Origin of the sequence: Bacterioplanoides sp. (assembly GCF_965226395.1) — a bacterium.
Classification (GTDB): Bacteria; Pseudomonadota; Gammaproteobacteria; order Pseudomonadales; family Oceanobacteraceae; genus Bacterioplanoides.
In genome coordinates this window covers 1,863,501-1,883,508 of sequence record NZ_OZ245358.1, presented here as the reverse complement: position 1 = coordinate 1,883,508, position 20,008 = coordinate 1,863,501, and the positions used below count along the sequence as shown (strand labels likewise).

Sequence of the window (20,008 nt, the reverse complement as noted above, 5' to 3'; positions counted from 1 at the left end):
TTACTCTCCTTCGACCTTAACCATGTATTGAACTTGGTTGATCATGCCGCGAACAGAAGGAGTATCTTCCAATTCAACAGTGTGACCAATACGACGCAGACCCAAACCTTTCATGGTTTCGCGGTGCTTAGGCAGTTTGCCAATCGTGCTGCGAGTTTGGGTTACTTTTACGGTTTTCTTAGCCATAACAATTACCCCAGAATCTCTTCAACAGACTTGCCACGCTTCGCTGCAACCTGCTCAGGTGATTTCATCTGAGCCAGACCGTTGAAAGTTGCACGAACAACGTTCACCGGGTTAGTTGAGCCATAGCACTTAGCCAGTACGTTTTTAACACCAACCATTTCCAGTACCGCACGCATCGCACCACCGGCGATGATACCAGTACCTTCAGATGCAGGCTGCATGTAAACCTGTGCACCAGAGTGACGGGCTTTAACTGGGTATTGCAGAGTGCTGCCGTCCAACTGTACGGAAACCATGTTGCGTTTTGCTTGTTCCATAGCCTTTTGAATTGCCATTGGCACTTCACGAGACTTACCACGACCAAAACCTACACGACCAGCGCCATCGCCAACCACGGTCAGAGCGGTGAAGGCGAAGATACGACCACCTTTTACCACTTTGGCTACACGGTTAACCTGAACCAGCTTCTCTTGCAGTTCGCTTTCGTTACGTTCTACACGTTCATTATTTGCCATGATCTTTACCCTTTAGAATTCCAGGCCGTTTTCACGAGCCGCATCAGCCAGAGCTTTAACACGACCATGGTATTTGAAACCGGAACGATCAAATGCAACTTTAGTTACACCAGCTTCTTTCGCACGTTCGGCGATCAGCTGACCAACTTTGGAAGCGGCATTAACATTACCAGTGATTTCGTTACGCAGATCAGCTTCTACCGTAGAAGCAGTAGCCAAGACGGTAGCGCCATTGGCAGAGATGATCTGTGCGTAGATGTGTCTGGGCGTACGATGAACGCACAGACGTACCGCGCTCTTCTCACGGATATGTGAGCGAGTTTTCTGAGCACGGCGCAAACGAGCTTTTTTCTTCTCATTCATGGCCTAGACCTTACTTTTTCTTGGCTTCTTTACGACGCACATTTTCATCAGCATAACGAACACCTTTACCTTTATAAGGCTCTGGTGGACGGTAGCCACGGATTTCAGCTGCAACCTGACCAACTTTCTGCTTGTCGATACCTTTGATAACGACTTCAGTTTGGCTAGGAGTTTCGGCTTTAACGCCTTCTGGCAGCTCATAATCAACAGGATGAGAGAAGCCTAATGACAGATTCAGAGTGTTGCCAGATGCTTTCGCACGGTAACCAACACCTTGCAGGATCAGTTTTTTCTCAAAGCCTTCAGATACACCTTTAACCATGTTGTTAACCAGTGCACGGAAAGTACCAGCCAAAGCGTTAGCCGCTTTGCCGCCAGCTTTAGGAGCAAACTTCAGTACGTTCTCTTCCTGGCTGATAGCCACGTCAGCGTGAACGTCCAGGTCTAACTGACCTTGCTTACCTTTGATCGAAATTTTGTCGTCAGCCAGTTTTACTTCAACACCGGCTGGAATAGCGACAGGAGCCTTTGCTACGCGAGACATCGTTAATACTCCTTAGAATACAGTCGCGATAACTTCACCGCCAACGCCCGCAGCACGAGCAGCACGATCAGTCATAACGCCTTTAGAAGTGGAAACGATAGCAACGCCTAAGCCTGCCTCTACTTTTGGTAAATCAGCAGCACCTTTGTACTGACGCAGGCCTGGACGGCTAACGCGTTCAATACGCTCGATAACTGGCTTACCTTCGTAGTATTTCAGGTCGATAGTCATCGTTGGTTTAACGGACTCTTCGACAGAAAAACCACTGATGTAACCTTCGGCTTCAAGAACCTGGGCTACGGATTTTTTGATTTTTGAAGACGGCATGCTCACATTCGTATGACCAGCTTGCTGGGCATTACGAATGCGGGTGAACATATCCGCCAACGTATCTTGCATACTCATTTTAAATATACCTCGGTTGTACAGCGCCCCAACCAGCGATAAGAACGCGCACCTATCAACTATTGCTGAAAAATTCAGCAATAGATTAAAAAACAGGCGCGCATTCTACAGCTTTTGGGAATTGCTTACCAACTAGCTTTTTTCAGGCCAGGGACATTACCCTTCATGCCTTCTTCGCGCAACTTAATGCGAGACAGTTTGAACTTACGGTATACACCGTGAGGACGACCTGTCATCTGACAACGACGCTGCAGACGGCTCGCGGAAGAATCGCGCGGCAGTTTTTGCAGTGCCATTTGTGCAGTCCAACGCTCTTCGTCAGAAGAGTTTGGATTTTTGATGATGGCTTTCAGTTCTTCACGCTTAGCGCCGAACTTAGCGACCAACTTTTCACGCTTCAGTTCACGCTGCTTCATGCCAATCTTTGCCATGTTACAAACTCCTTAGTTACGGAACGGGAACTGCAGCGCTTTCAGCAGAGCGCGGCCTTCGTCGTTAGTGTTAGCTGTTGTCGTGATGGTGATATCCATACCACGGATCTTGTCTACTTTATCGTATTCAATTTCCGGGAAGATGATCTGTTCCTTCACACCCATGCTGTAGTTACCACGACCATCGAATGATTTCGGGTTAATACCGCGGAAGTCACGAACACGTGGCAGAGAGATGTCTACCAGACGGTCCAGGAATTCCCACATACGGTCGCGACGCAGGGTTACTTTACAGCCAATTGGCCAGCCTTCACGAACCTTGAAGCCCGCTACTGACTTACGTGCCTTAGTAACAACAACTTTCTGACCAGCAATTGCTTCCATATCGGCAACAGCGCTGTCCAGCAGTTTTTTGTCACCTAATGCTTCACCAACACCCATATTCAGGGTGATTTTGGTGATCTTAGGCACTTGCATTACATTTTGGTAACCAAACTCTTCTTTCAGCTTGGCTACTACTTCTTCTTTGTACAGTTTTTCTAAACGTGACATAGCAGTATCCAGCTCCGATTAGGCGTCCAGTTGTTCGCCTGTGGATTTGAAGATACGTACCTTTTTGTCGCCTTCCACTTTAAAGCCAACGCGGTCAGCTTTTTCAGTTTTAGCGTTCCAGATAGCCACGTTGGAAGCTTGAATACCAGCTTCTTTATCAACGATGCCACCTGGCTGTTGCAGGTACGGGTTTGGTTTCTGGTGTTTTTTCACCATGTTAATGCCAGATACAATCAGGCGACCGTCAGCCAGTACTTTTTGTACCTTGCCGCGCTTGCCTTTGTCTTTACCAGCAATAACTACTACTTCGTCATTTTTGCGAATCTTTAACATAGTCACCCCTCCCTTACAGCACTTCAGGTGCCAGGGAAATGATTTTCATGAATTGCTCAGAACGCAGTTCACGAGTAACAGGGCCAAAGATACGGGTACCAATTGGCGCATTAGATGCGTTCAACAGTACAGCAGAGTTGACGTCAAAACGGATGATAGAACCATCCGGACGGCGTACACCTTTTTTGGTACGCACAACTACTGCGGTCATCACCTGACCTTTTTTCACTTTACCGCGTGGAATTGCTTCCTTAACGGATACCTTGATCAAGTCGCCGATGCCAGCGTAGCGACGATGCGAGCCACCCAGTACTTTGATGCACTGAACTCGCTTCGCGCCACTGTTATCAGCAACGTCAAGCATGGTTTGCGTTTGGATCATGCCTATCGCTCCTTAGTAACTGCGCCTGGTATTAAACCTTGGCGGCGCGCTCGTCGATACTTACCAGCGCCCAAGTCTTGTTTTTAGACAGTGGGCGAGACTCTTTAACAGTAACGGTGTCACCAATCTGACACTCGTTATTGGCGTCGTGGGCCATAACCTTGGTTGATTTTTTCACGAACTTTTTATAGATCGGATGCTTAACGCGACGCTCAACCAATACAGTGATGGACTTGTCCATCTTGTTGCTGACGACACGACCACTCAGGGTACGAACAGTTGTCTCAGTCATGATTATTCACCTGCCTTCTGTGCCAGCACGGTTTTAACGCGAGCGATATCACGACGAGTCTGGCCGATCAGGTGAGTCTGACCCAGCTGACCTGTCGCTTTCTGCATGCGCAGTTTAAATTGATCGCTCAACAGTTCTTCCAGCTGAGATTGCAGCTCAGCCACTGATTTTTCTTTCAGTTCACTTGCTTTCATCACAGCACCGTCCGTTTAACAAATTCAGTTTTGAAAGGCAGTTTCGCTGCAGCAAGAGAGAACGCTTCACGCGCCAGCTCTTCAGGAACACCTTCCATCTCGTACAGAACGCGGCCTGGTTGGATCTGAGCAACCCAGTATTCTACGTTACCCTTACCTTTACCCTGACGAACTTCCAGAGGCTTGGCAGTGATAGGCTTGTCTGGGAAAACACGGATCCAGATTTTACCACCACGCTTCACCTTACGGGTCATCGCACGACGGGCTGCTTCAATCTGACGAGAGGTCATACGACCACGGCCAGTTGCTTTCAGGGCGAACTCACCAAAGCTCACTTTCGAGCCACGAATTGCCAAACCGCGGTTGCGGCCGGTCTGAACCTTACGGAACTTGGTACGTTTTGGTAACAACATATCTAATTCCCCTTATGAACGACCGGATTTCTTTTTACCCTGGCTGCTCTTAGCGCGGTCACGGACTTCTTGAATTCCGCCCAGGATCTCACCTTTGAAGATCCAAACCTTAACGCCAATCACACCATAGGTAGTGTGTGCTTCGTACGTTGCGTAGTCGATGTCTGCACGCAGAGTGTGCAGCGGTACACGACCTTCGCGATACCACTCAGAACGAGCGATCTCAGCACCACCTAAACGGCCGCTCACCTGGATCTTGATACCTTCAGCACCACCACGCATTGCGTTTTGTACCGCACGCTTCATGGCACGACGGAACATCACACGACGCTCCAGCTGGCTTGCAACACTTTGTGCTACCAGTTTGGCATCCAGATCTGGTTTACGAACTTCTTCAATGTTGATGTGTACCGGAATACCCATCAACTCGCTTACGTCTTTGCGCAGAACTTCAACGTCTTCGCCTTTTTTACCAATCACGATGCCCGGACGAGCAGTGTGGATGGTTACTTTGGCGTTTTGCGCAGGACGCTCGATAACAACTTTGCTTACTGAAGCTTTTTCTAAACGCTTTTCGATCAGAGAACGAACAGCGATGTCAGTCAGCAGGTTGTCGGCATACTTATCCTTACCGGCATACCAGACCGAGTTATGGTCTTTAGTAATACCTAAGCGGATACCGGTTGGATGAACTTTTTGACCCATCTGACCAACTCCTATTCAGAAACTTTCACAGTGATGTGACAAGTACGCTTCAAGATGCGGTCCGCACGGCCTTTCGCACGTGGACGGATACGCTTCATCGTCATACCTTCATCAACAAACACAGTTGATACGCTCAGCTCATCGACATCAGCACCGTTGTTGTGCTCAGCATTGGCAATCGCAGATTCCAATACTTTTTTCATGATGTCGGCGCCTTTACGACCACTGAATGCCAGAATATCCAGCGCTTCAGCGACGTTTTTGCCGCGGATCTGATCCGCAACCAGGCGTGCTTTTTGTGCAGACAAGCGAGCACCACGTAATACAGCGGCTACTTCAGACATATTTCACCCCTCCTATTAACGCTTGGCTTTCTTATCTGCCACGTGACCTTTGTAGGTACGTGTCAGAGCGAATTCGCCGAGTTTATGACCAACCATGTCTTCAGTTACGAAAACAGGTACGTGTTGTTTGCCGTTGTGTACAGCAATTGTCAGCCCCACGAAATCCGGAAAGATAGTGGAGCGACGAGACCAAGTCTTGATCGGACGCTTGTCGTTCTTCTCAAGAGCGGCTTCTACCTTGGTCATCAAGTGATGGTCAATAAATGGACCTTTTTTCAATGAACGTGGCACAGTTCAATCCTCTCTAATTATTTCGCAGAACGACGGCGAACGATAAGTTTATCGGTACGCTTATTCTTACGAGTCTTGTAACCTTTAGTCGGAACGCCCCAAGGAGTAACAGGGTGACGACCACCAGAGGTACGACCTTCACCACCACCGTGTGGGTGATCTACCGGGTTCATAACCACACCGCGAACGGTAGGACGAACACCACGCCAGCGCGACGCACCAGCTTTACCCAGTTCACGCAGTGCGTGTTCTGAATTACCAACCTCACCCAGGGTAGCGCGACAATCAGACAGAACCTTGCGCATTTCACCGGAACGCAGACGCAGTGTGCAGTAAGCACCTTCGCGTGCAACCAGCTGAGCAGAAGTACCCGCAGAACGAGCGATCTGACCGCCTTTACCTGGCTTCAATTCGATGTTGTGAACCACAGAACCAACCGGGATATTACGCAAAGACATTGCGCTACCTGGTTTGATCGGTGCTTCTTCACCAGACATGATCTGATCACCAGCAGAAACGCCTTTTGGTGCCAGAATGTAACGACGTTCACCGTCTGCGTACTTCAGCAGAGCGATGTTAGCGCTACGGTTTGGATCGTATTCCAGACGCTCAACAACGGCCGGGATACCATCTTTATTACGTTTGAAGTCGATAACACGGTAGTGTTGCTTGTGACCACCACCAATGTGACGAGTGGTGATACGACCGTTGTTGTTACGACCACCAGACTTAGACTTCTTCTCTAACAGAGCTGCAAAAGGCTTACCTTTGTGCAGTTCGCTGTTAACGACTTTTACAAGGTGGCGGCGGCCAGCTGAAGTCGGTTTAGTTTTTACTAATGCCATAACTTAGCTCCCCTTATTCCGCGTCTGCAAAGTCGATGTCTTGGCCATCAACCAGGCGAACGTAGGCTTTGCGAATGTCGTTACGCTTGCCCATACCGCGAGCGGTACGCTTGGTTTTGCCTTTGATGTTAACGGTCTGTACGGACTGAACTTTCACTTCGAACAGAGCTTCAACAGCTTTTTTGATTTCAGGCTTAGTCGCATCTGGAGCAACACGGAATACGTATTGACCGGCCTTCTCTGCAACGATGGTTGCTTTTTCAGAGATGTGCGGCGCAACTAATACTTGATAGATACGTTCTTGGTTCATGCGTAGGTCTCCTCAAGTTTTTTCAGAGCGTCTACAGTTACCAGAACTTTATCGAATGCGATCAGGCTAACCGGATCAATTGCTGCAGCTTCAGTAACACCAACGTGTGGTACGTTACGAGCAGCCAGATACAGTTTTTCGTCAACTTCACCGGCAACGATTAATACGTTATCCAGGTTCAGTTCATTCAGCTTGGCAACAAATTCTTTCGTCTTATGAGATTCAACTGCGAAAGAATCAGCAACGATTAAACGCTCCTGACGAACCAGCTCAGACAGAATGGCCTGCATCGCAGCGCGATACATCTTCTTGTTTACTTTCTGAGAGAAGTCACGTGGACGAGCAGCAAAAGTAACACCACCTGAACGCCAGATAGGAGAGCTAGCAGTACCTGCACGGGCACGACCAGTTCCTTTTTGACGCCATGGCTTAGCACCACCGCCAGCAACATCAGAACGGCTCTTCTGAGCTTTGGAGCCCTGACGAGCGCCTGCCAGATAAGCAGTTACAACCTGGTGAACCAGAGATTCGTTGAATTCACGACCAAAGGCTACATCAGAAACAGCTACCGCTGCACCAGAGTTAGTTTTCAGTTCCATTGCTTACCCCTTAGCCTTTACAGCTGGTTTAACAATTACATCGGAACCAGTCGCACCTGGAACAGCACCTTTGATCAACAGCAGATTGTTTTCTGCGTCAACGCGCACAACCTCAAGACCCTGAGTAGTTACCTGCTCAGCACCCATGTGGCCTGCCATTTTCTTACCTTTCCATACGCGGCCTGGTGTTTGACACTGACCGATAGAACCAGGAGCACGGTGAGACAAAGAGTTACCGTGAGTTGCATCCTGAGTAGAGAAGTTCCAACGCTTAACGCCGCCCTGGAAACCTTTACCTTTAGAAGTACCGGTTACGTCTACCTTTTGACCTGCTTCGAATTGCTCAACAGATAAGCTTTCGCCTACTGCCAGCGCTTCTTCAGTACGGAATTCCAGAAGACCACGACCAGCTTCAACATTTGCTTTCGCAAAGTGGCCGCCTTCCGGCTTAGAAACGCGAGAAGCTTTCTTCTCACCATAAGTAACCTGCAGTGCACTGTAACCGTCAGTTTCGGCGGTTTTAACCTGAGTAATGCGGTTAGGCGTTACTTCAAGCACAGTTACAGCAACAGATTGACCTGCTTCAGTAAATACGCGAGTCATGCCCGCCTTTTTACCGACAATACCAATTGCCATTTTGTATTTCCTCTCGTGTACGGGGCTTAACCCACTATGGCCGCCCAGCTTTCACTCGGTATAAGTGAACGGGCGTTACACAGAGCACTGTGTAAGGGGAAATTCGTAAGAATTAACCCAGGCTGATCTGAACTTCCACACCGGCTGCCAGATCCAGCTTCATCAGCGCGTCAACTGTTTTCTCAGTTGGCTCAACGATGTCGAGCATGCGCTTGTGAGTACGGATTTCGTACTGATCACGCGCGTCTTTGTTAACGTGCGGAGAGATCAGAACGGTAAAACGCTCTTTACGAGTAGGCAGTGGAATAGGACCACGAACCTGAGCGCCCGTACGTTTAGCGGTTTCAACAATCTCCTGAGTCGAAGAATCGATCAGACGATGGTCGAATGCTTTCAAACGGATACGGATACGTTGGTTTTGCATCACCAAACTCCCAAAATCAAAGAACCAGAACCGCGTTGGATAGCGATTCCTCTAATTTTCCTTTATTCAGACGGCATCAAGACGCTAAAAAAGGAGACGGGATTCTATAGACCAGCGCTTTCTGAGTCAACAGCCAGCTGAATGAAAAACAACCACTTACTGAATAAAAAACAGCCAGCCAACAAATATCAAATAAGCAAAAGCCCTGGCGCCTCTTTATTGTGCATAATCTTAATAACACGCACACTTCTGCTCACCAATCACCCAGCTTATGCGCGTACTCGTGCACTCCCCTTTCTAAATTCACTGGCACCATACTTGCTGAATTCGCTACAGTTCAATTTACGCGGATACACCCTATGCCCTCTTTCGCTCAGCTCTTTCGTCGCGATACCGACAAAGCACAAGAGATCGATCTACCTCAGCCGGACACCAACAACACCTCTTCTTTCGGCACTGATGAAAAGCGCCTGTTTCGCTCCTTACAACTGATCAATGAGCAAACAGGCAAACTGACGCGGCAAATGTTTCGCAGCCAGCAAACCCAGGAAAACTGCCTGTCTGAAATCAGTCAACGTTCGGCCAAACTCGATCACGAGTTGAATACTGCCAGTGATTATCTGAATAGCTCCAATACCACGGTCACCGAACTGCAGTCCCAGATCTCCATTGAGGTTCAGGAGGTCAACCAGTCAATCGGTCAGGGACTGGAGCGTATTTCGGAATCGCTGGAACAGAAGTCAGCCAGCGTTAGCGACGTATTAAACGGCATCCTTGAAATTGGCAAAGGCATTAACCTGCTGGCCCTGAACGCGGCTATTGAAGCTGCCCGCGCCGGTGATCATGGCCGTGGTTTTTCGGTCGTGGCTGACGAAGTCCGCAGCCTGGCATCCGTTACTATGGAGCGGGTTAACCAGGCCGCCGAACAGCTTAACTTCGACGAGGTCAATCAGGAGCTGCTGGACATCCGTAGCGATAACGCAGTGCGCATGAGTCACTTTATCGAAGTCATTGAAGCCGCCACTCATCAGCTAACCGAGCTGTTTCAACAGACTACCGAACAACTTAATGCAGTGATGGAAAATACCGCCGTCATCTTTGAAACACTGGAGTTAAGCAACGGCTCAATGGAACGCATTGCCAGTAAAAATCAGATGATTTGTGATGTTCTGACGGAAACCCATACCGGGCTTGACCGGATTAATCTGCAAAACGGTGCCATCAGCGAAGCGCTATCAACCATTAATCGCACTATGCAGAAAATGCATCTGGTACCCGATCCGGAACACGATCAGCTGGATGACATTCTGCAACGCGGAAAACTACGCGTCGCCATTGAGCCGAATTTTATTGGCCTATCCTTTCGTGAGCGCATCGGTCAGCCACTGTCCGGCATGGACGTCGATTACGCGACTGCGTTTGCAAAATATCTGGGGGTTGATGTTGAGTTTATCGAAGTCCCCTGGGATATGTGCACCGAACTGCTGACCAGTGGTATGAAACTGGGCGAGCCGATGGCTGATATTGTAATCAGCGCCCTCCCTCCATCAGCAGAATACGATCAGGTGGCGTATTCAGAAGCTTACTCGTACCTGCCCTGGGTACTTGCACGGCGTCACGGCGATAACCTTATCAATGGCATCAGTGATCTTGAAGGCAAGGTTATGGGAGTGATTAACGATCCTGCGGCCATTCAGCTACTGGAAGACAGCGGTGTGCGCTGGAGCAGCAACGAAAACAAACCCGGCGGCAAAGTGAAACTTGCCAACCTGATTGCTTACTCTGACCAGTCACGGATTCACAATGCTCTGGCGGATGGCGTAGTCGATGTTTTTGGTGTCGATCTGCCGATTTTTTACTGGGCCTGCAATCATCCGAACAGCCCCTGGAAAGGCAAGATTGAATTGCTTGCAGACAATATCCCGCCAGAACCTTTTTATTACTGCATGGGCGTTAATGCCTCAGCTGCCAGTTATCGCTTATTGGCACGCGCCAATCAGTTTATTCATTGGTTCAACAACCAAGCAGCTCGCCAGCAAATCGAACAGAACTGGCAGGGACAGGCGATGAAAGGCCAGGGAAGCTATCGCAATGAAGCTGGCAACCTGATGGGAGAAGCGGAACTGAAATCGCTTTATCAACAACACTGCGAGCAGTTTGCCATCGACCCTAAAACCATAGACTGAGCAAAACCAACCCATTCCGCGCTCGCCAAATCGCAGGCACAAAAAACCGGGCTAAATAGCCCGGCTTTTTGGGAGAGTTAATTGCTTAGCAATTATTACTCAACGATAGATGCTACAACACCAGCACCTACAGTACGGCCGCCTTCACGGATCGCAAAACGCAGACCTTCGTCCATCGCGATCGGAGCGATCAGCTCGACAGACAGAGTCACGTTGTCACCTGGCATTACCATTTCAACGCCTTCTGGCAGCTCAACAGCGCCAGTTACGTCAGTAGTACGGAAGTAGAACTGCGGACGGTAGCCTTTGAAGAATGGCGTGTGACGACCACCTTCATCTTTACCCAGTACGTATACTTCAGAGGTGAACTTGGTGTGAGGAGTGATAGAACCTGGCTTAGCCAGTACCTGACCACGCTCAACTTCGTCACGCTTAGTACCACGCAGCAGAACACCAACGTTCTCACCCGCACGGCCTTCGTCCAGGATCTTACGGAACATTTCTACACCAGTACAGGTAGTAGTAGTGGTCTCTTTGATACCGATGATCGCAACTTCTTCACCAGTATTGATGATGCCGCGCTCAACACGACCAGTTACAACAGTACCACGGCCTTGAATAGAGAATACGTCTTCGATTGGCATGATGAAGTCGCCGTCGATCGCACGCTCTGGCTCTGGGATGTATTCATCCAGAGTTTCTACCAGCTTCTTAACCGCGGTAGTACCCATTTCGTTGTCGTCTTCGCCGTTCAGAGCCATCAGAGCAGAACCTGGGATGATTGGCGTGTCGTCACCTGGGAAGTCGTATTCAGACAGCAGGTCACGCAGTTCCATTTCAACCAGTTCCAGCATTTCTGCGTATTCTTCAGAGTCTGCGCCGCCGCAGTCTTCAGCCAGCAGGTCAGCTTTGTTCAGGAATACTACGATGTATGGTACACCAACCTGACGAGACAGCAGGATGTGCTCACGAGTCTGAGGCATTGGGCCGTCAGTAGAACCACATACCAGGATAGCGCCGTCCATCTGAGCAGCACCGGTGATCATGTTTTTAACATAATCCGCGTGTCCCGGGCAGTCTACGTGCGCGTAGTGACGGCTTGGGGATTCGTATTCAACGTGAGAAGTTGAGATGGTGATACCACGCTCACGCTCTTCTGGTGCGTTGTCGATACCTTCAAAAGCTACCAGTTCGCCGCCCCATACTTCTGCACATACGCGGGTCAGCGCTGCAGTCAGAGTGGTTTTACCATGGTCAACGTGACCAATGGTGCCTACGTTTACGTGCGGTTTGGAACGCTCAAACGTTTCCTTAGCCATAAAACACCTCGTTAAAGATTATGTGATTACTGTTTACTAAAATTAGTAACGGTTAATAATTGCTTCGGCGACACTGGAAGGTGCTTCCGCATATTTTTCAAATTCCATCGAGTAGGTCGCACGACCTTGTGATGCTGAGCGCAGATCGGTTGCATAACCGAACATTTCTGCCAGCGGCACAGAGGCATTCACGACTTTTCCGGATGGAGAATCTTCCATTCCACTGATCAGGCCACGGCGACGATTCAGGTCACCGACCACATCGCCCATGTAATCCTCAGGGGTTACCACTTCAACTTTCATCATTGGCTCCATCAGAACGGGAGACCCTTCCTGACCAAGCTTTTTAGTCGCCTGTGAAGCAGCAATCTTAAACGCCATTTCATTCGAATCGACGTCATGGAAAGAACCATCGAACAGAGTGGCTTTCAGGCCCAGCAGCGGATAACCCGCCAGTACGCCGTTTTTCATCTGCTCTTCAATACCTTTTTCAACCGCCGGGATGTATTCACGCGGAATAGCACCACCGGTGATTTCATTCACAAACTCCAGCCCTTCCTCCGACTCATCTTCAGACGGCTCAAAGCGCACCACCACGTGACCATACTGACCACGACCACCGGATTGCTTGGCGAACTTGTGATTAATTTCGACGACTTGTGAGATCTTCTCGCGGTAGGCCACCTGCGGCTTACCAACGTTACACTCAACTTTAAATTCACGCTTCATACGATCGACGATGATGTCGAGGTGAAGCTCACCCATGCCAGAAATAATGGTCTGGCCGGATTCTTCGTCAGTTTCTACCCGGAAAGATGGATCTTCCTGAGCTAACTTGCCCAGTGCAACACCCATCTTTTCCTGATCCGCCTGAGACTTAGGCTCAACCGCCACCGAGATAACCGGCTCCGGGAACTCCATGCGCTCAAGGGTAATACGATTCTTCTGGTCCTGATTACACAAGGTGTCACCGGTAGTGACATCTTTCAGACCAATCAACGCGGCAATATCGCCAGCACGTACTTCTTTAATTTCTTCACGCGAGTTGGCGTGCATCTGCACCATACGACCAACACGCTCACGCTTGCCTTTCACCGGGTTCCATACCGCATCACCCGACTGCAACACGCCGGAGTAAACCCGCACGAAAGTCAGCGTACCCACAAACGGGTCGGTGGCGATTTTGAAGGCCAGGGAAGCAAACGGTTCTTCATCGGAGGCATGACGCTCAGCAGTGCTTTCGTCTTTGTCGTCAAGAATACCTTCGATGGCCTTCACCTCAGTCGGTGACGGCATAAATTCGATGACAGCGTCCAGTACCGCCTGCACACCTTTATTCTTAAAGGCGGAGCCACAACATACCAGAACCGCTTCATTAGCCAGCGTTTGCTGACGCAGCGCCTGCTTGATTTCTTCTTCTGACAGATCACCCTCTTCCAGGTATTTTTCCATCAGATCATCGGAAGCTTCAGCTGCCGCTTCGAGCATGTGCTCGCGCCATTCATTAGCGGTATCCACCAGATCAGCCGGAATATCTTCATAAGTGAAGGTAGTTCCCTGGTCGGCTTCATTCCACATAATGGCTTTCATTTTGATCAGATCGACCACGCCTTTGAATTCATCTTCAGCGCCGATATTGATCTGAACCGGAACCGCATTTGCGCCTAAACGCTCTTTCAGCTGGTCAACCACCATAAAGTAGTCGGCACCGGCACGGTCCATTTTGTTAACGAAGACCATACGTGGCACTTCGTATTTATTGGCCTGACGCCAAACGGTTTCAGTCTGAGGCTGAACACCGGACGATCCACACAGCACAACAACTGCACCATCCAGTACACGCAAAGAACGCTCTACCTCAATGGTAAAGTCCACGTGCCCAGGAGTATCAATAATGTTGATACGGTGCTCGTCGAACTGTTTTCCCATACCTGACCAGAAACAGGTCGTTGCAGCCGAGGTAATGGTAATACCACGCTCCTGCTCCTGCTCCATCCAGTCCATTGTTGCTGCACCGTCATGTACCTCACCGATTTTGTGAGAAACACCGGTATAGAACAAAACACGCTCGGTCGTTGTGGTTTTACCCGCATCGACGTGCGCACAGATACCAATATTACGATAACGTTCAATCGGAGTAGTACGAGCCACTGTAATAGAGTCCTTACTGGTTGGTCTTGGGATCAGTTAAGGCGGCCCGCGAACGGAGCCAGCCTTAACAATGGGCGCACAAGAACAGCGCCCAGTTTCTCAAACCACTGTGTTTCAGATAACTTAGAAACGGTAGTGAGAGAAAGCTTTGTTAGCTTCAGCCATACGGTGAACGTCTTCACGTTTCTTAACCGCAGCGCCTTTGCCTTCAGCAGCGTCCATCATTTCGTTAGCCAGACGCTGAGCCATGGATTTTTCACCACGGGAACGAGCAGCATCTACTAACCAACGCATAGCCAGAGCCATACGACGAGCAGGACGTACTTCAACAGGAACCTGGTAAGTAGCACCACCAACACGGCGGCTCTTAACTTCCACGATAGGCTGGATAGCCTCTAAAGCAGCATCGAACAGCTCAACCGGGTTACCACCCTGCTTAGCTTCAACTGCATCCAGTGCACCGTAAACGATTTTTTCGGCGATGGATTTTTTACCACTGATCATTACGTGGTTCATAAATTTTGCCAGTGTAACGTTTCCGAATTTCGGATCTGGCAGAATCTCGCGTTTGGCGGCGACTCTTCTTCTTGGCATGATAAGCCCTCTTTAGGTCTTCAGGTCAGCCTGAGCATGTTGACACTGTGGTTAAACACATTCGATAACACGTTGCTCAGCCTTACTCTTATCTTGTGTCGTAAGACACCCTTTCCGCTGCGTATAAGCAGACTTAACAAAAGGATGTTACTTAGGACGCTTAGCACCGTACTTAGAACGACCTTGCTTACGATCAGCAACGCCAGAAGTATCCAAAGTACCGCGAACAGTGTGATAGCGAACACCAGGTAAGTCTTTAACACGACCACCACGGATCAGAACAACACTGTGCTCTTGCAGGTTGTGACCTTCACCACCGATGTAGGAAGTCACTTCAAAACCGTTCGTTAAACGCACACGACATACTTTACGCAGTGCCGAGTTAGGCTTTTTAGGGGTAGTGGTGTATACACGAGTACATACGCCACGACGCTGTGGACATGCCTGCAGTGCAGGTACGTCGCTCTTAGCCACTTTGCGCTTACGAGGCTTACGAACCAACTGGTTGATTGTAGCCATTTAGCTAACTCCAAAATGTCTTTAAAGGAACCCTTTTCAGGCAGACGCAAGAAAAGGGGCCGGAAGCATACTCGGATCAGGTTAAAAATTCAACTATTTCGACAACCTCTGAGTAAAATTCAGGCAAACAATTTTACTCCCAGCCTAAAACCAAAAAACCGCTGCCTCCTTGCGGAAACAGCGGTTTTTATAGGTTTTGTTCAGCCCTTAATTCAGGCCTGAACTCACCGGCCTTACAGCTTGTCGCTGAACGCTTCGCTCAGTTTCGCTTCCATATCTTCAGCCGAGATACTTAAGCCTTCTGGCGTTGCTTTCAGGCGCTCGTTTTCACGATCCTGACGCTTACGCTTACGTTCTTCGTGGTAAGCCAGACCAGTACCCGCTGGGATCAGACGACCCACAACCACGTTTTCTTTCAGGCCGCGCAGGGTATCAACTTTACCCGTTACTGCACCTTCGGTCAGAACCCGTGTGGTTTCCTGGAACGATGCTGCGGAGATGAAGGATTCTGTTGCCAGAGACGCTTTGGTGATACCCAACAGTACACGCTCGCCTTTGGCAGTGATCTTGCCTTCTTCTTCCAGCTTCTCGTTTTCTGCCAGGAAGTTAGAGTACTCAACCTGATCACCTGGAATGAAGCTGGAATCACCGGCTTCAGTAATCAGAACCTTACGCAGCATCTGACGTACGATGACTTCGATGTGCTTATCGTCAATGCCTACACCTTGCAGACGGTAAACTTCTTGCACTTCGTTGGTTACGTACATAGCCAGATCGCCTACGCCTTTTAAGCGCAGAATATCGTGCGGGTTTAACGGACCATCGGAGATGATCTCACCCTTCTCAACCTGTTCACCTTCGAACACGTTGAGGTGACGCCATTTGTGAATCAGCTCTTCATACGGCTCGCTGCCGTCGTTCGGAGTGATTACCAGACGCTTCTTACCTTTGGTCTCTTTACCGAAGCTCACGGTACCGGTGATTTCTGCCAGGATAGCAGGCTCTTTTGGCTTACGTGCTTCGAACAGGTCGGCCACTCGTGGCAGACCACCGGTAATATCTTTGTTACCGGAAGACTCTTGCGGGATACGTGCAATCACGTCACCCACGGATACTTCAGTACCGTCTTCGTGGCTTACCAGTGCGTTAGCAGGCAGTAAGTACTGTGCTGGTGCATTGGTACCCGGCAGCATTACGTCGTTACCCGACGCATCCACCAGTTTCACCATTGGACGAATATCTTTACCCGCCGCCGGACGATCTTTGGCGTCGATCACTTCAATAGAAGACAGGCCAGTCAATTCGTCGGTCTGACGGTTGATGGTGATACCTTCTTCCATGCCAACGAATTCAATACGACCTTTCACCTCAGTTACGATTGGGTGAGTGTGCGGATCCCAGCTTGCCACTTTCTGGCCAGCTTCAACCGCTGCGTTGTCTTGTACTGAAATCACTGCGCCGTATGGCAGTTTGTACAGCTCACGCTCACGACCGTGATCATCAGCAACGGCAATCGCACCGGAACGGGAAACCGCTACCAGGTCGCCATTGTCTTTGGTCACTGTCTTCATGTTATGCAGACGAACGGTACCGGAGTTCTTCACCTGAACGCTATCGGCTGCCGATGCTCGCGATGCCGCACCACCAATGTGGAACGTACGCATGGTCAGCTGTGTACCCGGCTCACCAATGGATTGTGCTGCGATAACACCAACCGCTTCACCCACGTTCACCTGATGACCGCGACCCAGATCACGACCGTAACAGCTTGAACAGATACCAACGCGAGATTCACAAGTAATCGCAGAACGTACGATCACTTCATCGATACCTTCGGCTTCGATGGTTTGTACCCAGGCTTCGTCGATCAGGGTACCGGCTGGTACTACGATGTCGCCTTCAGAACCTGGCTTGTAAACGTCGGTTGCAACCACACGACCCAGAATACGGTCGCCCAGCGCTACAACAACGTCACCACCTTCAATCAGCGGTGTCATTACCAGACCACGCTCGGTACCACAGTCACGATCGGTTACGACCAGATCCTGCGCCACGTCTACCAGACGACGCGTCAGATAACCGGAGTTAGCCGTCTTCAATGCGGTATCGGCCAGACCTTTACGCGCACCGTGGGTCGAGGTGAAGTACTGCAGTACGTTCAGACCTTCACGGAAGTTCGCCACAATCGGCGTTTCGATGATGGAGCCATCCGGCTTCGCCATCAGACCACGCATACCGGCCAGCTGACGGATCTGAGCCGGGCTACCCCGTGCACCAGAGTCAGCCATCATATATACCGAGTTGAAGGATTCCTGCTCAACCTCGTTACCTTCGCGGTCGATTACACCTTCTTTACCCAGGTTGTCCATCATGGCTTTCGCTACCAGCTCGTTGGCACGAGACCAGATATCGATAACCTTGTTGTATTTCTCACCATGGGTTACCAGACCGGAAGCAAACTGGCTTTCGATCTCTTTTACTTCGGCTTCTGCGTTAGCAATGATTTCGGCTTTTTCATCCGGAATCACAAAGTCGTTCACACCAATGGAAGAACCTGACTTAGTCGCGTATTGGAAACCGGTGTACATCACCTGGTCAGCAAAGATAACGGTATCTTTCAGACCCACACGGCGGTAAGCGGTGTTGATCAGTTTAGAGATCGCTTTCTTCTTCATCGGCTGGTTAACCAGCTCGTATGGCAGACCTTTTGGTACGATGCGGAACAACAATGCACGACCAATGGTGGTATCGACCACTTTGGTTTCGGTCGTCATGTTGCCGTCCATGTCAGCAACGGTTTCGGTAATACGTACTTTTACTTTGGCTTGCAGATGAGCATTGCCAGAGTCGTAAGCGCGGCTTACTTCTTCCAGATCGGCCAGGAACATGCCCTCACCTTTGGCGTTAACACGCTCACGGGTCATCCAGTACAGACCCAGTACCACGTCCTGAGATGGTACGATGATTGGCTCACCGTTCGCAGGAGACAGTACGTTGTTGGTTGCCATCATCAGTGCACGAGCTTCTAACTGTGCTTCGATGGTCAGCGGTACGTGTACCGCCATTTGGTCACCGTCGAAGTCAGCGTTATAAGCCGCACACACTAATGGGTGCAGTTGAATCGCTTTACCTTCGATCAGCTGAGGTTCGAATGCCTGAATACCCAAACGGTGAAGCGTTGGTGCACGGTTCAGCATTACCGGGTGTTCGCGGATCACTTCAGCTAGGATATCCCAAACTTCAGCGGTCTCGCGCTCAACCATCTTCTTCGCTGCTTTAATTGTGGTCGCTAAACCACGGTGCTCCAGCTTGGAGAAGATGAACGGCTTGAACAGTTCCAAAGCCATTTTCTTCGGCAGACCACACTGGTGCAGGCGCAGCTTAGGACCTACGGTAATTACCGAACGGCCTGAGTAGTCAACACGCTTACCCAACAGGTTCTGACGGAAACGACCCTGCTTACCTTTGATCATGTCAGCCAGAGATTTCAGCGGACGCTTGTTCGAGCCCGTGATGGCACGACCACGACGACCGTTATCCAGCAACGCATCAACCGATTCCTGCAGCATACGTTTTTCGTTACGTACGATGATGTCCGGCGCATTCAGCTCTAACAGACGCTTCAGACGGTTGTTACGGTTGATCACACGACGGTACAGATCGTTCAGGTCGGACGTTGCAAAACGGCCGCCATCCAGAGGTACCAGTGGGCGCAGATCTGGCGGCAGAACCGGCAGAACTTTCATGATCATCCACTTAGGATCGTTACCTGAGTGGTGGAAAGCTTCTAAGATTTTTAAACGCTTAGACAGCTTCTTGATTTTGGTTTCTGAGTTAGTCGCCGGAATTTCTTCACGCAGGCGGTTAACTTCGTCTTCCAGATCAATCTGACCTAACAGAGCTTCGATCGCTTCGGCACCCATTTTGGCGTCGAATTCATCACCGAACTCTTCAATCGCTTCGTAGTATTGCTCGTCGCTCAGCAGCTGACCCATGTCCAGGGTGGTCATGCCAGGCTCGGTGACTACGAAGGACTCGTAATACAGAATACGTTCGATATCACGCAGCGTCATATCCAGCATCAGACCGATACGGGACGGCAGTGATTTCAGGAACCAGATGTGAGCCACCGGAGACGCCAGGTCAATGTGACCCATGCGCTCACGACGTACTTTCGCCTGAGTTACCTCAACGCCACACTTCTCACAGATCACACCACGGTGCTTGAGACGCTTGTACTTACCACACAGACATTCGTAATCTTTGATTGGGCCAAAGATACGTGCACAGAACAGACCATCGCGTTCTGGCTTGAAGGTACGGTAGTTAATGGTTTCTGGCTTTTTAACTTCACCAAAAGACCAGGAACGAATCATATCCGGCGAGGCGAGGCCGATGCGGATCGCATCGAACTCGTCAGCGTTGTTTTGATTACGCAGAAAATTAACTAAATCTTTCATTTTGCTTTAGCTCCA

At 49.8% G+C, this 20,008-nt stretch carries 26 protein-coding genes; 1 reads left to right on the top strand and 25 read right to left on the bottom strand.

Features of this window, described 5'->3' with window-relative positions:
* The 20 genes from rpmD to rpsJ form a co-directional block, all read right to left on the bottom strand.
* On the bottom strand, nt 1-186 hold the full coding sequence (rpmD, locus tag ACO05E_RS08590; RefSeq protein WP_068443059.1) for a 50S ribosomal protein L30: 186 nt from the start codon (nt 184-186) through the stop codon (nt 1-3).
* A 5-nt stretch (nt 187-191) separates the two neighbouring features.
* Complete coding sequence (rpsE, locus tag ACO05E_RS08585; RefSeq protein WP_255858408.1) at nt 192-701, bottom strand: 30S ribosomal protein S5; 510 nt, start codon at nt 699-701, stop codon at nt 192-194.
* A 12-nt stretch (nt 702-713) separates the two neighbouring features.
* Entirely contained in the window at nt 714-1,064 is a 351-nt protein-coding gene (gene rplR, locus ACO05E_RS08580) for a 50S ribosomal protein L18 (RefSeq protein ID WP_255858407.1), read from the bottom strand.
* 10 nt (nt 1,065-1,074) lie between these two features.
* The gene (gene rplF, locus ACO05E_RS08575; protein ID WP_255858406.1) at nt 1,075-1,608 is read right to left on the bottom strand and encodes a 50S ribosomal protein L6; all 534 of its coding nucleotides are present in this window, start codon (nt 1,606-1,608) and stop codon (nt 1,075-1,077) included.
* 12 nt (nt 1,609-1,620) lie between these two features.
* Nucleotides 1,621-2,013: a 30S ribosomal protein S8 gene (gene rpsH, locus ACO05E_RS08570; RefSeq protein WP_255858405.1), complete on the bottom strand. Its 393-nt coding sequence runs from the start codon at nt 2,011-2,013 to the stop codon at nt 1,621-1,623.
* A 125-nt stretch (nt 2,014-2,138) separates the two neighbouring features.
* Nucleotides 2,139-2,444: a 30S ribosomal protein S14 gene (gene rpsN, locus ACO05E_RS08565; protein ID WP_255858404.1), complete on the bottom strand. Its 306-nt coding sequence runs from the start codon at nt 2,442-2,444 to the stop codon at nt 2,139-2,141.
* Between the two features lie 12 nt (nt 2,445-2,456).
* Nucleotides 2,457-2,996: a 50S ribosomal protein L5 gene (gene rplE, locus ACO05E_RS08560; RefSeq protein ID WP_419812541.1), complete on the bottom strand. Its 540-nt coding sequence runs from the start codon at nt 2,994-2,996 to the stop codon at nt 2,457-2,459.
* An 18-nt stretch (nt 2,997-3,014) separates the two neighbouring features.
* Nucleotides 3,015-3,329: a 50S ribosomal protein L24 gene (rplX, locus tag ACO05E_RS08555; protein ID WP_255858402.1), complete on the bottom strand. Its 315-nt coding sequence runs from the start codon at nt 3,327-3,329 to the stop codon at nt 3,015-3,017.
* Between the two features lie 13 nt (nt 3,330-3,342).
* The gene (gene rplN / locus ACO05E_RS08550) at nt 3,343-3,711 is read right to left on the bottom strand and encodes a 50S ribosomal protein L14 (protein ID WP_094059470.1); all 369 of its coding nucleotides are present in this window, start codon (nt 3,709-3,711) and stop codon (nt 3,343-3,345) included.
* A 31-nt stretch (nt 3,712-3,742) separates the two neighbouring features.
* Nucleotides 3,743-4,003 carry a 30S ribosomal protein S17 gene (gene rpsQ, locus ACO05E_RS08545; protein WP_068655000.1) on the bottom strand — a complete coding sequence of 87 codons (261 nt, stop codon included), beginning with the start codon at nt 4,001-4,003 and terminating at the stop codon, nt 3,743-3,745.
* Nucleotides 4,004-4,005: 2 nt separating this feature from the next.
* Nucleotides 4,006-4,197, bottom strand: coding sequence for a 50S ribosomal protein L29 (rpmC, locus tag ACO05E_RS08540; protein WP_255858401.1), 192 nt, complete (start codon nt 4,195-4,197; stop codon nt 4,006-4,008).
* Nucleotides 4,197-4,610 (bottom strand): 50S ribosomal protein L16, encoded by a 414-nt coding sequence (rplP, locus tag ACO05E_RS08535; RefSeq protein WP_419812540.1) that lies wholly within the window; start codon nt 4,608-4,610, stop codon nt 4,197-4,199. Before rplP ends, rpmC begins: the two co-directional genes overlap by 1 nt.
* Before the next feature lie 12 nt (nt 4,611-4,622).
* On the bottom strand, nt 4,623-5,315 hold the full coding sequence (rpsC, locus tag ACO05E_RS08530; RefSeq protein ID WP_068655003.1) for a 30S ribosomal protein S3: 693 nt from the start codon (nt 5,313-5,315) through the stop codon (nt 4,623-4,625).
* 11 nt (nt 5,316-5,326) lie between these two features.
* Entirely contained in the window at nt 5,327-5,659 is a 333-nt protein-coding gene (gene rplV / locus ACO05E_RS08525) for a 50S ribosomal protein L22 (protein ID WP_255858400.1), read from the bottom strand.
* A 15-nt stretch (nt 5,660-5,674) separates the two neighbouring features.
* Entirely contained in the window at nt 5,675-5,950 is a 276-nt protein-coding gene (gene rpsS / locus ACO05E_RS08520) for a 30S ribosomal protein S19 (protein WP_255858399.1), read from the bottom strand.
* A gap of 17 nt (nt 5,951-5,967) precedes the next feature.
* Nucleotides 5,968-6,795 (bottom strand): 50S ribosomal protein L2, encoded by an 828-nt coding sequence (rplB, locus tag ACO05E_RS08515; RefSeq protein WP_255858398.1) that lies wholly within the window; start codon nt 6,793-6,795, stop codon nt 5,968-5,970.
* 13 nt (nt 6,796-6,808) lie between these two features.
* Nucleotides 6,809-7,105 carry a 50S ribosomal protein L23 gene (gene rplW / locus ACO05E_RS08510; protein WP_255858397.1) on the bottom strand — a complete coding sequence of 99 codons (297 nt, stop codon included), beginning with the start codon at nt 7,103-7,105 and terminating at the stop codon, nt 6,809-6,811.
* Nucleotides 7,102-7,704, bottom strand: a complete 603-nt coding sequence (gene rplD / locus ACO05E_RS08505) for a 50S ribosomal protein L4 (protein WP_255858396.1) — start codon at nt 7,702-7,704, stop codon at nt 7,102-7,104. The genes rplW and rplD overlap by 4 nt, the downstream gene beginning before the upstream one ends.
* 3 nt (nt 7,705-7,707) lie before the next feature.
* Nucleotides 7,708-8,340: a 50S ribosomal protein L3 gene (rplC, locus tag ACO05E_RS08500; RefSeq protein WP_419812539.1), complete on the bottom strand. Its 633-nt coding sequence runs from the start codon at nt 8,338-8,340 to the stop codon at nt 7,708-7,710.
* A 112-nt stretch (nt 8,341-8,452) separates the two neighbouring features.
* Nucleotides 8,453-8,764, bottom strand: coding sequence for a 30S ribosomal protein S10 (rpsJ, locus tag ACO05E_RS08495; protein ID WP_068655016.1), 312 nt, complete (start codon nt 8,762-8,764; stop codon nt 8,453-8,455).
* Between the two features lie 359 nt (nt 8,765-9,123).
* Between rpsJ and ACO05E_RS08490 the strand changes: the two genes are divergently transcribed.
* Complete coding sequence (locus ACO05E_RS08490; protein ID WP_419812538.1) at nt 9,124-10,950, top strand: methyl-accepting chemotaxis protein; 1,827 nt, start codon at nt 9,124-9,126, stop codon at nt 10,948-10,950.
* 95 nt (nt 10,951-11,045) lie between these two features.
* Here ACO05E_RS08490 and tuf read toward each other — a convergent pair whose 3' ends face one another.
* From tuf to rpoC, 5 genes are all read right to left on the bottom strand, one after another.
* Nucleotides 11,046-12,269 carry an elongation factor Tu gene (gene tuf / locus ACO05E_RS08485; RefSeq protein ID WP_255858394.1) on the bottom strand — a complete coding sequence of 408 codons (1,224 nt, stop codon included), beginning with the start codon at nt 12,267-12,269 and terminating at the stop codon, nt 11,046-11,048.
* 42 nt (nt 12,270-12,311) lie between these two features.
* The gene (gene fusA, locus ACO05E_RS08480) at nt 12,312-14,420 is read right to left on the bottom strand and encodes an elongation factor G (protein WP_419812537.1); all 2,109 of its coding nucleotides are present in this window, start codon (nt 14,418-14,420) and stop codon (nt 12,312-12,314) included.
* Between the two features lie 123 nt (nt 14,421-14,543).
* Nucleotides 14,544-15,014 carry a 30S ribosomal protein S7 gene (rpsG, locus tag ACO05E_RS08475; protein WP_068660962.1) on the bottom strand — a complete coding sequence of 157 codons (471 nt, stop codon included), beginning with the start codon at nt 15,012-15,014 and terminating at the stop codon, nt 14,544-14,546.
* A gap of 147 nt (nt 15,015-15,161) precedes the next feature.
* Nucleotides 15,162-15,533, bottom strand: a complete 372-nt coding sequence (rpsL, locus tag ACO05E_RS08470) for a 30S ribosomal protein S12 (RefSeq protein ID WP_068655045.1) — start codon at nt 15,531-15,533, stop codon at nt 15,162-15,164.
* 233 nt (nt 15,534-15,766) lie between these two features.
* Nucleotides 15,767-19,993 carry a DNA-directed RNA polymerase subunit beta' gene (gene rpoC, locus ACO05E_RS08465; RefSeq protein WP_419812536.1) on the bottom strand — a complete coding sequence of 1,409 codons (4,227 nt, stop codon included), beginning with the start codon at nt 19,991-19,993 and terminating at the stop codon, nt 15,767-15,769.
* Between the last annotated feature and the right edge of the window lie 15 nt (nt 19,994-20,008).